Genomic DNA, 12,271 nt, shown 5'->3' with positions numbered 1-12,271 from the left:
ATGGAACATTCTGCGTGTTCCAGTGATTTGAATACAGGAGTTATTATGTCCTTTACTCGATTGCTTCCTTTCTTGCTCTTGTTCTCGGCTCTTGCTTTTGCCGATAGCGACAAGAACTTCAGGATTGCCCCGGTGATGTTCAAGGAGGGGGTCCTGATGCAGCCTATTGCCAATATGGCTATTGTCAAAGAGGGGAATATGATCCTTTCGGAGCCTCCCATGGTTCCGCTCAAGACGAGTATTATGTTCTTGCGCCATAAGAACGGGCCTAAGGAATACCTTTGGTTCTCCGGTTCGATCAATGTCGAAAATTTTGAGAAGCTCCACGCTTTCAGTATGGCGGACAACTACCTGAAAGCCTCCGACGTGATGCTGATGCGTTTCTATGCAACGCAGAAGTCCAGGGCTTTCCAGGATGAGGCGGACATCTATTTCGACAAGGACTATATCTATTCTCCGCGTGTTCCGAAGCTTTACTTTAAGAAGAACGGCCAGTGGCAGGCTTTGCAGGAAACGGACAAGCCGGGCGTTATTACCATCGACTCCTCAATTCCGGATCTTGAAACCACGTCGCTCTCTGTTCGTATGAGAGAGGTCCCGTCTAAGATTTACCCCCTGTCTCCCGGCATGTATGCGTTTTCCTTCTATGCGCCCAACCATCTTCCGTACGTAGATGCCGTTTCGCTTCCCGGTGGCGGCGAAGTCGTGCTTAAACCGGAATTGCCGGTCCTTGATACCGCATCGATGGTCAAGGCGACGACTACTGTGACGATGGCTGAGGTGAATTCCGCTAAGACTCTGGAAGAAACGGAAGTGCTGTTCGACCGCCTTTCCAAGGATGTCCAGCAAACGATCCCGCAGGTGGACTCGAGTAAGTTTGCCAAAATCTACCCGAAGCCGCGCAAGAACCTGATGCTTGGCGTTGCTTCTGACGATAGCGTCTATGTCAACTACATGATCCGCTACGAAAACAAGCGTGAAGAAGCCTTGCTGATGTGGCGCATGAGCCAGATGGGCTCTGCCAGCATCGTGAACCGCGCCATTCGCGCAAAACTCGACAGCTTGCAGGCTCTGCCTCTGCAGGTGTCCTTGACTCCGACAAAGGTGGAACCTGTCTATGAGGATGAATCTTGTGTAGCGTCTAAGCCTGCTCCGGCAGAGGTGGCTCCGGCGCCTGTTCCCGATTCTACGGTGGCCGCAGATTCTTCGAAACAGGTTTCCGACTCGGTGAGTACCGCCGCTACCGAGCAGCCTGCTACGGAACAGCCCGTTGCCGAACAGCCTGCTACGGTTTGTCCCCTGAAGGCGGTTCGCCTGACGTTTGGACAATCGGGTGAACGTTTTGACTTCTCCTGGTCTGGTAACGCCCGTGGGTATTCGGCTGATTCCCTTTATGCGATTCTTGCTGCGGGAGCTTCTGTGCGCGCGGTTGTAAACCTTGAAAACAATAAGCCCGTCTGGATTTATAATCAGGGTGCCTTGACGGGACGTCACCATTACCGCTATGCAGGCCTCTCCTTGGTTATCAGTAATAATGAGGTGGCCTGCCGTGGTGTGTTTGAACTGCCAAATTACATTTTCGACCACTTTGAAGTTCAGGAATGGCTGAACCGTCCTGCTGAAGAATCTCCTCGAATGCTCAAGGAACCCAAGGAAAAGGTCCAGAAGGAAGATGACGGCTTTGCTCTCGATATGGCCTTGAATGTACCGCGCGTCATTCGTGACAAGATTCATGGCAACGTGGCCTTGATTGATTCAGGCTCTTTCCGCTACAAGGGTAAGGTGGTCGCTATGTCCGGATTTGGAATCCAGACGACAGAAGTGACGCAGCAGTTCTTCAGGGAAACGATGGAACGCCTGGATTCGACGAAACAGATCAAGGATAGGTCCGTGTTCAAGGGTGCCCGCGTTCCGGTGCACAACATCACTTGGAACGATGCTTCTGCATTCTGTAAGGCTATTGGCGGCGATCTTCCGACGGAAGCCCAGTGGGAATTTGCGGGCCGTGCCGACAATAACGAAGGTGCCCTCTGGAATCTGGATGCAGAACCCAATCCGGGCGTATATGCAGTCTATAAGGCGAACTCCTATAGCCTAGGCAAGAAAAATCCGGGTTATGGACCGCAGCCTGTCAGTGGCAAAAAGTCCAATGCTTGGGGTATTTTCGATATGTCGGGTAACGTGGCAGAATGGACTCGCGACTCGTACTTCATGTTCTCGCTCTGGGTTGAAGATTCAAACCCGACGGGAGCCATGTTCGGCTCGAACAAGGTATATAAGGGCGGTTCCTGGAAAGACAAGGAAGACGATCTGAACCTGACGGACTACGACGACGAAGATCCGCGTTACTGGTCTGACTGGATTGGATTCCGCTGCGCCTTCCCTCGCTCCGTTTTCGAAGGAAATAAGTAATGGCTGAAAGCCCAAAAGAAAATTCTGTAAAGGGCGCACGAGGAATGCGCCTTTTTAAAAGGCTGACCGCGATTCCTTACCTGTTGGTCGTCCTTGCGTTGTTGATGCCCGTGGCGAATGTTTCCTGCTCCGATGAAAGTGTAATCGCCGAACCGTCGCTGTACGACTTTGCGATGGGACTTGACTTGGAACAGGAACTGAAGGAACCTGCCCTGGGAACGCTTCACAAGATGCAGGAAGGAAATTCTTTCGCGATGAAAAAGTTCAAGCAGAGCATGCCGAATTTCCCAAAAATGGAACCGGTACCGTTCCTGTTTGCGATTGTTGCCGGTGCTGTACTTGCGGGGCTGTTTGCCTGCTTTACTCCGCTAGGGTCCATTGCGATGGGAATGCTTACGATGGTTTCGATGTGGTTTTTCCTGTCGAAACTAGGGCAACTCAATGCGGCGATGGGACTGCCGCTACTGAAGGTTGAACCTGGCGTCGGAATCCACGCGGCAACGTTTATGATTCTCATAGGAACCGCGATGAACCTAGCTAGCATCATTCGGCCGATTGTAGACGAAATTAAGGCGAAACGCGCCGCTAAGAAGAAATCGTAGAATCCCAACCTTATTAAGGTCCCGGTGGTTCGACAAGCTCACCAACCTTTACCAACATCTTAAGGTCCCTGAGCCTGTCGAAGGGCCTAAAAAGAAAGCTCGTTAATCTTATTAAGGTCCCTGAGCTTGCCGAAGGGCCTAAAAAGAAAGCTCGCCTTAAGGCGAGCTGATTTTAATAGGTCTGTTTCCTGATACCTAAAACCTAAAGCCTGGTACCTGAAGCCTGATACCTAATCGGCGAAACCACTAAACATTGAACAGGAAGTACATGATGTCGCCATCCTGTACCACATAGTCCTTGCCTTCGGTGCGGACGAGGCCTGCTTCCTTGGCGGCGTTCCAGCTGCCGTGCTTCAGGAAGTCGCTGTAGCTCAAGGTTTCGGCGCGGATGAAGCCGCGTTCGAAGTCGGTGTGAATCACGCCTGCGCACTGCGGGGCCTTGTAGCCTGCGTGGAACGTCCAGGCGCGGCATTCCTTTTCGCCGGCGGTAAAGAAGGTGCGGAGCCCGAGGATTTCGTAGCCCTTGCGCACCACGGCGTCGAGGCCCGATTCCTTCATACCGAGTTCCTTGAGGAATTCGGCCTTCTCGTCGGGTTCCATGGCAGAAAGTTCTTCTTCGATCTTGCCGCTGATCATGATGACTTCGTGGCCGTTTGCGGCGGCGTATTCCTTCAGCTTTTCCACGTAGGCGTTACCGGTGAGGATGTCGTCTTCCTTCACGTTTGCGCAGTAGAAGAGCGGCTTTGCCGTCAGCAGGGCCAAATCTTTCACGATGAGTTCCATTTCTTCGCTGTCGTGCATCACGGTGCGGGCTGCCTTGCCTTCCTGGAAGGCGTCGCGGAGCTTTTCGCAAGCGGCGAGGCGGGCCTTGGCTTCGGCACCACCCATGCGGGCAGCCTTGGCTTCGGTGGCGAGGCGCTTTTCGACGGAGTCGAGGTCCTTCAAGATGAGTTCGGTTTCGATGATTTCCACGTCGCGGACCGGATCCACGGAACCGTGGACGTGCACGATGTTTTCGTCGTCGAAGCAGCGGATGACTTCCATGATGGCTTCGCATTCACGGATGTGGGTCAGGAACTGGTTGCCGAGGCCTTCGCCCTGGGCGGCGCCCTTTACAAGGCCTGCGATGTCCACAAATTCTGTAACGGCGGGAACGATGGATTTCGGGTTGTAGACCTTGACCAGTTCATCGAGGCGGCTGTCCGGCACGCTTACCATGCCCACGTTCGGTTCGATGGTGCAGAAGGGGTAGTTGGCCGCTTCGGCGCCGGCGTTGGTGATGGCGTTAAAGATGGTGGACTTGCCTACGTTCGGGAGGCCTACGATACCGCATTTAAAACCCATGATAATCTCCGTTTTATGGCGACCCGGAAAACTGGGGTGGGCCGCTCTATTTTTTGCGTTGTAAAGGTAGAAAAAAGCCCTTGTAGGTGACTGAGTGAAAATCTAAATTTACGCCCGATTTTAAGGTGAGTATGGCGAAGACCAATGTAGACATGTTGAATGGCCCCCTGGGTAGAAAGATCCTGTGGTTTGCCGTTCCGATTGCCTTGAGCAGCATTTTTCAGCAGCTGTTCAATTTGACGGATATTGCCGTGGTGGGGCAGTTCGCTGGTGACAAGGCCCTGGCGGCGGTCGGTGCAAATACCTTCGTCATCAATTTGCTCATCAACCTGTTCGTGGGAATTTCTGTCGGTGCGAACGTCGTGGTCGCCCATTCCATCGGCGAACGCAGTTACCGCTCCGTGACCCGCAGTGTACATACCTCGGTGATGGTGTCGTTCTTTAGCGGAATATTCCTTTCGTTCGTGGGCGTCTTTTTTGCGCGCCCGATTCTTTCGGCCATTTCGACTCCGTCCGACATTTTCGACAACGCAGTCCTTTACCTGCAAATCTACTTTGTGGGGATGCCCTTTGCCATGGTCTACAACTTTATTGCGGCGATTCTGCGCGGCAAGGGCGATACAAAGCGTCCGCTATACGTGTTGATGGTGGCGGGTGCGGTGAACGTGGTGCTGAACTTGATTCTTGTAGCGGGCTTTGACATGGGGGTGTCCGGGGTTGCGATTGCGACGGTCTTTGCTACGGCTATCAGCGGAATTACTTTGTTCTATTTTTTGCTGCACGAGGTGGGGCCTTTCAAGCTGGAATTCTGGAAGCTTCGAATCACGCCGCTGTTCCTTAGCCGCATTATGCGCGTGGGGCTTCCGTCGGGGCTTCGGGGCGTCGTGTTCTCGTTTAGCAACGTGTGTCTGCAATCGGCCATCAATAGCCTCGGTTCCTTGACGGTGGCGGCGTCTGCGGCGGCACTCAATTACGAATTCGTGGTGTATTACTGGCTGAGTTCCTTTTCCCAGGCGTGCGTCACCTTTGTCGGGCAAAACTATGGCGCAAAGAATATGGAACGCTGTCGCCGAAGCGTTCGCTGGACTCTTCTGTTGGGATGCTTGTCCACCATTGTGCTGAGTGCCCTTTGTTGCATTTTTGCCTACCCGTTGCTTTCGGTGTTTACGTCGAATGCCGAAATTATCGAAATCGCATCCATCCGCATGTATGTGGTGGTCGGGCTTCTGTTTATCAACGTTTTCCTGGATGTGTTTTCCGGGGCACTTTCGGGAATGGGCAAGTCTCTTGCCCCCGCGCTTACGTGTATGGCGGGGGTGTGCGGTTTTCGAATCCTTTGGGTGTTTTTCGTTTTCCCCAGGTATAAATCCTTTACTTCGTTGATGGTGGTTTATCCGATAAGCTGGGTTATTACGATTTCAGTGATAGTGGGCATCTATTTTTACCACGTAAGGCATGCGAAGTTTTAGTATATTTCGGATAATGCGTTATAAGAAAATAGTTACCTTGTCTTTGCTGCTTGCGCTTTCTGCTTGTGTCTACGAGCCGGAACAGTTTGTCGCATCGGATAGCGTTTCGTCGAGTTCTAGGGACGCTTCGGAAATCGGAACGCTCTATCCTGTGAACCTCAATATACCTAAGGGATGCAAGCAGATTTGCAATCCGTCGGTGTCTCAGGATACGGTCAACTATCCTGCATCGATGCTGTGGCTGAATTTTAGCGGAACGCTGTGCGTGAAAGCCCCGGATTCTATCTATACGCTTTCGAAGGTGATTCAGCATGACCGCCTTTCCGTTTCCGATACGGCGGGGAATGTCCTCTGGTACCTGATGCGCGATACCGACGCGGGGGATTGTCTTTTCCAGGATCCGGAATGGAGTACGCATCCTGGTTATATCGTTGCGCTGCGGGCCTTCAATTCCAAGGGCGGAAAGGGCTGCAAGGAAAGCGATCTGGATTACGGCATGTTCGCGGTCCGCATGTCCGACAAGAAAAAGTTTTTCTTCTACGACAAGGATATTAGCGAACTTGCGACGCCTCACCTGTGGGTGGAATCGGGGGCTGAACCCGATACAGGTGCAACGGACGCTACCGTGGAAGGTTTCTTCGGTACGAAACAGGTGCGTCTCGTTTACGTGAACAAGAAGGACCAGATTGTTTTTGTGGATTTTGCAAACGGTGGACTCAAGAAGGCTAAAATTCTCAAGAAGCCTTCGGGTGTCGATGACTGGATGATGGACAGTCCGCTTATTTCTCCGGATGGTCATTTCGTGGTGTATAACGTAATTGAACCATCCATGTTGGGCTGGAGGTCATTCGTACAGGAACTGTCCGGCAATTCCAATCCGATTGAAATCGAAAAGACGTCGACGATGATGTCAGAACCCGTGCAACCTCATTGGTTTAGCTATAGGGGGCGTCTCTTTGTGGAATGGACTGAATTCCCGCAGGGTTCTCCGTTCTTGAACAGAAACGATTTGTCGAACCCCTCTGTGCAGGACGGTAGTGCCGGCCGTACGGCGATGCGCGAAATTTCGCTTGTGTCGGGGGCTCCCTCGGACCTTGCGTTTGCCTGGGTTGGCGATGTGGTTGAAATTGCTCCTGTCCCCATGATTGGTGGGCGTTCGCCCGATGGTCGTTTCCTAGCGGCCGGAACGAATTACGGTTACTTGCTTGAACTCCCGTGAGGTAAATGATGAAGAAGAATTTGTTTAGCGGGATTTTGTCGGGGGCTGCCGTGGCGGCTCTCGCAGGCGTTGCTTTTTATGCCGGCTTCAATTCTCCTGTCGAGGTGGCGACTCCGTGGGAGTCTATTGGCGGTTGTGGCGCCGGTGGCTCGGGGGGCGGCTCCGGAGATGGTATCAAGTGGATTGGCCAGGGTGTTTCGGGCGGATATCTTGAAACTGAGGTCTTTACCAAGTACAGTGTCGGCCAGAATTTTTCGGGGTTGACCTTTACGCCGCATTTCTCTATCAAGCCGACCTGGTCTACAAAGCTTGGCGTGTCGATTCCGTGGATGAGCCACAGTGGCGAAGTGCAGTACCGCAGTAACCAGATTCCGACGGACCGCACGACGGGCGGCATGGGCGATATGTCCTTTGATTTCAGCAAGACTATCGGTAGCGGTGGTGCGGCTTCGCTTTCGGCAAGCCTTTCTGTTCCGACGGGGCAGTACGATATCAAGCGCGGAACTGATGCCGCCGAAGAGTTTTTGCCAAGCAGTTTTCAGAAGGGGTCGGGACTTTATTCGCTCACCCTCGGCTGGGACTACAGCCGCGATACCGACCAGGGAATCTGGCTTTACGGACTTTCGTACACGCATCCGTTTGCCATGCACCTGATTTCGGGTGAAAACGAATTTAACGATTCCTACTGGAAGGACTTGGATCACGATGACAAGCGCTTTGAATACCGCTTCAAGCCTTATGGCGAAAACGACCTTGGTGCGTATACGCCACCGTCTGTGGGCGGTTCCATTGCTTACGGTTACCGTGGACGTCCGGGAATCGTGCAGAGCTTCGGCGTGAACTTCTCGATTCCGCTCGGAGTCGCCTGGATTAACTCCGAAAAGGTCGGTACCTACGATCCGCGTCCGGACCCCGATCATCAGGCTTGGTCCGTGGCATTCGCCTATGGTATCGAGTTCTCTAATACGGATTTTCCGGTGTTCCTCGCCGTATCGCTACCTCTGCATGACAAGGCCAATGCGGCTGATCCCGATGACGAATACGACGAAAGCCCCATGCGCAAGTGGGACGCTCCCGACTGGAATGATTTTGGGGAACAGTGGACCATTGCCGTCGGCATCAAGGGAAGCTTCTTCTAGTTAGACAGTGATTAGTAAACAGTGGTTAGTAAACAGGTTGATGATCCTAACCACTAGCCACTAATCACTAGCCACTTTTTATGCTCTAGGGTGAGTTTTCTTGAACGCGGCTCTTAGGCGTTCTGCGTTTACGTGTGTGTAGACTTGGGTGGTCGATATGCTGGAATGTCCGAGCATCTCTTTGACGCTCATGATTTCGGCGCCGTTTTCGAGCAGGTGAGTTGCAAAACTGTGGCGCAGTACGTGTGGACTGGCCTTGCCTTCCCAGCCGATTTCGCGAAGCAGATGCTGGATGTCGTTCCTCAGGGTGCGTAGCCCGAAGGGCTTCCCGTCTTCGCTCAGGAATACGTAGCCCGTAGCCGTGGGGATATGCCCTGCATCAAGCTGCATTTGTTTGTAATTCGCGATACGCCTGACAAAACTTTCGGTGAGGGGAACGATTCGTTCCTTGTTGCCTTTGCCGAGGACCCGTACTAGCAGCTCGTGCTCGTTGATGCGGTCCCAGGTGAGCGTCTGGCATTCCGAAATACGCAGCCCCGAACCGTAGATCAGTTCGAGTAAAATGCGGGCCCGCACTTGCGGAAGGGTGGCGTTTTCGGGGAGTTCCGGAAATTTTTCTTCGGCGAGGTCCTTCTGTCCGAGTACATTTACCAGGCGCTTGGGGCGCTTGGGCATCGGTACATTTTCGGCGGGGTTGTTCTCGGTAATCTTGCTCTTGACCAGGTACTTGCCGAAACTTTTCAGGGCGGCGAGGTGCTCGCAGATGCTTGTGGGGGCAAGCTTCTGTTTCATCTTTAGGTCCCATACGAAGGTCTTGACATTTGTTTCTGAAAATGCGGATAGCTCCGGAACGTTTTCGAACTGCGGAGAGGTTTCTTCCTTGTGGGGAGCGTCCGGTACGGGGAAGGCGCCCAGATGAACCAGGAACTTCGTGAGCGACTTGCGGTAGGTGTCTACCGTTTTCGGCGAGAACCTTCGGCGGTTCTCAATGTAAAGTAAATATTGCTCGATGTGTTCTGAAAGGTTCATGGGCGCATTCTGGATTGGTCTCTGAATCAAAAATAATCTATCTTGGGGGTGCAAGTTATGACATGGACAAGATTTCTAGACTCCTTTACCTGTAAGGGTCACCGTCGCCCGGTGATTCTGTTGTCGTGTGTCTTGTCTGTGGCTTTTTTCTCTCCGTTGATGGCGGCCGACCGCGTCGTGGGTGCGAACGCCACTCTCGACATTGAACCGGGGGCGCGCTCGGCGGCATTGGGTTCTGCGACCATGGCGGTTGACGGGGACTACCTGGGGCTCATGTCCAACCCGTACCAGCTTGCGAACGTGAACTACGCCTGGGCGTCCTTTTCGCATACGGAATACTACGAGGACACCAAGTACGATTACGCGTCTGCCGTGGTTCCGCTCGGTAAGGGCGATGGCCTTGGACTTTCTTTTTCCCGGTTCGGCGCCGACGACATCCCCTATATCAAGGAAGGGGAGCCGCTTCCCGAAGGTTCTAACTACAATACGCTTTCGATTGCCGACTGGGTTTTCTCGGCGACCTTTGGCCACCGTCTGAACGATCGCCTGGAACTGGGTATTGGCTTCCACGGGCTCTACCGTGAAATCGACCAGACGGGTTGGGGTTTCCGTGGCGACGCGGGACTTCGTGTTCGGGCTATCGACGAACTCTACTTTTCGACTTTCCTGAAAGGCTGGACCTCTTCGGCGACCAGCTGGGAGTCGGGCGAGTTTGAGTATTCCTCTCCGGAACTCTATATTGCGGCAAGTTACTCTCTTCCTGTCCCGTACCTTTATGGTCGGTTGAACCTTTACTGGCAGGGTGCGGAACTCTTGCATCGCGAAGCCCGTGACATGGACTTCGAAACGGACAAGGACCGTGGAAAACGTGTCTGGGAAGATCCGCTGGACTGGCTTTCGGGTGGGCATGGCGGTATCGAGTACGCCTTTGATTTCGGTCTTTCCCTTAGGGCGGGTCTTTCGAGTTTTACCACGTTCCAGAGCGTGACTGCGGGTGCGGGTCTAACCATTGCGAAGTTTGTAAAGATCGACTATGCGTTTGAATCGCATCCGGTACTTTCGCCGGTGCACCGGGTCAGCGTGAGTGTAAGCCCGTACCTGTTCTCGCATGCGCCTAGGCAGGGAACTCCGGAGGCCGCCTCCGCTTATAGCCGTATCCTGACCGAAGAAACGGATGAGGATGCCTCTTACGAAGAAATGGAAAAGGAAACCTACGAGGGAGCTCCTCCGGTAGAAGAGGAACCGGTGTCGGAAGAGGCTTTGGATAAAGCATCCGAATCGAATTCCGCACAAGTCCCTGCGGCAGAGACCGTTCCCGAAGAAAGTGAAACTTCGTCCGTTCCGCCTGTAGGGGGTGCCGTTATTGAAACCGACGATGAGGTTCTTGAGTAGGGAATGGCCGTGGCCGGTTTAATGTTGTTTTTTTGATTTTTTTTGTGATATATCGCACACATTGACAAATTTTAGTTTATATTTCTAGTATGCCGCAATTAAAGAACTATCGCGAAGTTGGTGTTTTTGATTTGATTTCAGCCCCCTTGAATCCTATCGGGGCTTTTGATGCTGAGCAGTTTAAGAAAGATGTTCGCGCGCTCCTTGCTGAAAAGAAGGACGAACAGTTCTTGGCGGTCGACCTGACCGGGCTTGACTTTGTCTACAGCGATGCGTACAACGCCTTTATCCAGTTCCAGCAGGAAATGGAAGACCGGAAGGGGCTGTTTGCGGTCCTTACTAACAACAAGACTATTGTCGATGGACTCCGCAAGGCAGGGCTCGACAAGAATATCAAGGTGTTTGCCCTGGAAGCGGACATGATGTCCTTTTCGCTGCATACGCAGGCTCCTGAAAATTCGGCTCCGTCGGAAACTCTCGAGGAACCTTCGGCGGTTGCCTCCCAGAATATCGGAACCGAAAGCGAACCTCCTCGCCACCTGGATAGACATTCCACGGGACAGCACCGTCGCTTTACCAAGAGCTTTAACGCCATTGCGAAAGAAGAGGACAATCCTAAGAAGAAAGGACTGGATGTTCCGTTCGACGAAGAACCTTCCTCGGCAAAGACTGTCATTATCGTAGTCCTGCTTTTGCTCGCTGCAATTGGCGGTGTCCTCGCTTTCTTCTACATCTAGTTCAAGATGCCTGTCGATTTTCAGGAATACAAGGGAAAGCGCAAGCCCATCAATAAAAATCATAAGTTTCCGCTTATACGGCTGCTGGCTCTTGCTGTTGCAGCTTTTTTTGCGTATTGGTCGGGACTCGCTTCGAAAATAGCGAACGCGCTTCCGTTGCCGGGAAATGACGAAGAAGCTCCGGCGGATACATGGGACTACCGGTGCAAGGTCTATGGCGGAAAGCCTTTTGAATTAAAACAGGGACTAGCCCAATGTTCCTGGGTGATCGACGATTCTACGGATGTATCGCTCTTGCCCAATCCGTTCTTGCGCTACGTTTCTTCGCTCCGTACCTCTCCCAAGTCCAAGTTGCATTGGGTGGCCCCCGTGAAGGATTTTGGAAACGTGGTGCTCGTGATGCATGAAGATAGCGTCCGCTCCGTATATTTCCGCTATATGAAAGAAGATTCGAGCTATGTGTGGGTGTCTAAAAGCTCTGGGTGCCGTTTTCCGGGAGTGTGTCCGAGGCTTCCCTTGTCATGGTCTTCGCTCCATATCGCCGAAGGTTTCGACTTCGAGGGTCAGGAATCTCTTTTGGCCATGGACGTCTTTTACGGCATTGGCGAGGCTCCCATTTACCCCGTGCTATCGGGACGCATTCTTGAAATGGGAAAGGATTCCCTGGGCTATTTCGTCGAGATTGATCATGGCTATAATGTGACTAGCAGGACTTCGGGAATGGGTTTCCCGGTAGATTCGCTTGCGGTGGGCGATACCGTTGGACTTAAGACGGTTATCGGTCGAATTTCTCCAAAGGACAGCGCCGCTTTCTTGCTCACGGTGCGACAGAACGGCTTGTTTGTGCGTTGGAACGATTTTTATGCATCGACGCATCCTGTGGTTCCGGATTCGCTTCTATCCTTTGAAAAAAAGATGGGTTTTTAAT

Annotated in this window: 10 protein-coding genes; 8 read left to right on the top strand and 2 right to left on the bottom strand. The window is 52.7% G+C overall.

The window, feature by feature from the left end:
- Nucleotides 1-45: 45 nt before the first annotated feature.
- Together Q0W37_RS00590 and Q0W37_RS00585 are read left to right on the top strand one after the other, a co-directional pair.
- Nucleotides 46-2,412 carry an SUMF1/EgtB/PvdO family nonheme iron enzyme gene (locus Q0W37_RS00590; protein WP_297697766.1) on the top strand — a complete coding sequence of 789 codons (2,367 nt, stop codon included), beginning with the start codon at nt 46-48 and terminating at the stop codon, nt 2,410-2,412.
- A 44-nt stretch (nt 2,413-2,456) separates the two neighbouring features.
- Nucleotides 2,457-3,014 carry a hypothetical protein gene (locus tag Q0W37_RS00585; RefSeq protein WP_297697764.1) on the top strand — a complete coding sequence of 186 codons (558 nt, stop codon included), beginning with the start codon at nt 2,457-2,459 and terminating at the stop codon, nt 3,012-3,014.
- Nucleotides 3,015-3,260: 246 nt separating this feature from the next.
- On the opposite strand, the gene ychF is transcribed toward Q0W37_RS00585, so the two are convergent.
- Nucleotides 3,261-4,358 (bottom strand): redox-regulated ATPase YchF, encoded by a 1,098-nt coding sequence (gene ychF, locus Q0W37_RS00580; protein WP_297697762.1) that lies wholly within the window; start codon nt 4,356-4,358, stop codon nt 3,261-3,263.
- Between the two features lie 131 nt (nt 4,359-4,489).
- Between ychF and Q0W37_RS00575 the strand changes: the two genes are divergently transcribed.
- Genes Q0W37_RS00575 through Q0W37_RS00565 form a run of 3 tightly spaced genes read left to right on the top strand, consistent with a single transcriptional unit; the run spans nt 4,490 to nt 8,185 of the window.
- A complete protein-coding gene (locus tag Q0W37_RS00575; RefSeq protein WP_297697760.1) occupies nt 4,490-5,827 on the top strand; it encodes an MATE family efflux transporter in 1,338 nt (445 codons plus the stop codon).
- A gap of 13 nt (nt 5,828-5,840) precedes the next feature.
- Nucleotides 5,841-7,046: a hypothetical protein gene (locus tag Q0W37_RS00570; RefSeq protein ID WP_297697759.1), complete on the top strand. Its 1,206-nt coding sequence runs from the start codon at nt 5,841-5,843 to the stop codon at nt 7,044-7,046.
- Between the two features lie 5 nt (nt 7,047-7,051).
- A complete protein-coding gene (locus Q0W37_RS00565) occupies nt 7,052-8,185 on the top strand; it encodes a hypothetical protein (protein WP_297697757.1) in 1,134 nt (377 codons plus the stop codon).
- A gap of 78 nt (nt 8,186-8,263) precedes the next feature.
- Here the strand turns inward: Q0W37_RS00565 and Q0W37_RS00560 are convergent, their stop codons facing one another.
- Nucleotides 8,264-9,214, bottom strand: coding sequence for a tyrosine-type recombinase/integrase (locus tag Q0W37_RS00560; RefSeq protein ID WP_297697755.1), 951 nt, complete (start codon nt 9,212-9,214; stop codon nt 8,264-8,266).
- Between the two features lie 57 nt (nt 9,215-9,271).
- Between Q0W37_RS00560 and Q0W37_RS00555 the strand changes: the two genes are divergently transcribed.
- From Q0W37_RS00555 to Q0W37_RS00545, 3 genes are all read left to right on the top strand, one after another.
- Nucleotides 9,272-10,606: a hypothetical protein gene (locus tag Q0W37_RS00555; RefSeq protein WP_297697753.1), complete on the top strand. Its 1,335-nt coding sequence runs from the start codon at nt 9,272-9,274 to the stop codon at nt 10,604-10,606.
- Nucleotides 10,607-10,695: 89 nt separating this feature from the next.
- Nucleotides 10,696-11,343, top strand: a complete 648-nt coding sequence (locus tag Q0W37_RS00550; RefSeq protein WP_297697751.1) for an STAS domain-containing protein — start codon at nt 10,696-10,698, stop codon at nt 11,341-11,343.
- A gap of 6 nt (nt 11,344-11,349) precedes the next feature.
- Complete coding sequence (locus Q0W37_RS00545) at nt 11,350-12,270, top strand: peptidase M23 (RefSeq protein WP_297697749.1); 921 nt, start codon at nt 11,350-11,352, stop codon at nt 12,268-12,270.
- Nucleotide 12,271: the final 1 nt, after the last annotated feature.

Source organism: uncultured Fibrobacter sp., from assembly GCF_947166265.1.
GTDB lineage: Bacteria > Fibrobacterota > Fibrobacteria > Fibrobacterales > Fibrobacteraceae > Fibrobacter.
The sequence above is the reverse complement of the archived record's forward strand: the minus strand, read 5'-3'. Positions and strand labels throughout refer to the sequence as shown.

Excerpts from the sequence above, each read along its gene's own strand:
- Q0W37_RS00575 (WP_297697760.1), top strand. The coding sequence starts at position 4,490 with ATGGCGAAGACCAATGTAGACATGTTGAATGGCCCCCTGGGTAGAAAG.
- Q0W37_RS00565 (WP_297697757.1), top strand. The coding sequence starts at position 7,052 with ATGATGAAGAAGAATTTGTTTAGCGGGATTTTGTCGGGGGCTGCCGTG.
- Q0W37_RS00585 (WP_297697764.1), top strand. The coding sequence starts at position 2,457 with ATGCGCCTTTTTAAAAGGCTGACCGCGATTCCTTACCTGTTGGTCGTC.
- Q0W37_RS00550 (WP_297697751.1), top strand. The coding sequence starts at position 10,696 with ATGCCGCAATTAAAGAACTATCGCGAAGTTGGTGTTTTTGATTTGATT.
- Q0W37_RS00570 (WP_297697759.1), top strand. The coding sequence starts at position 5,841 with ATGCGTTATAAGAAAATAGTTACCTTGTCTTTGCTGCTTGCGCTTTCT.
- Q0W37_RS00555 (WP_297697753.1), top strand. The coding sequence starts at position 9,272 with ATGACATGGACAAGATTTCTAGACTCCTTTACCTGTAAGGGTCACCGT.
- ychF (WP_297697762.1), bottom strand. The coding sequence starts at position 4,358 with ATGGGTTTTAAATGCGGTATCGTAGGCCTCCCGAACGTAGGCAAGTCC.
- Q0W37_RS00545 (WP_297697749.1), top strand. The coding sequence starts at position 11,350 with ATGCCTGTCGATTTTCAGGAATACAAGGGAAAGCGCAAGCCCATCAAT.
- Q0W37_RS00590 (WP_297697766.1), top strand. The coding sequence starts at position 46 with ATGTCCTTTACTCGATTGCTTCCTTTCTTGCTCTTGTTCTCGGCTCTT.
- Q0W37_RS00560 (WP_297697755.1), bottom strand. The coding sequence starts at position 9,214 with ATGAACCTTTCAGAACACATCGAGCAATATTTACTTTACATTGAGAAC.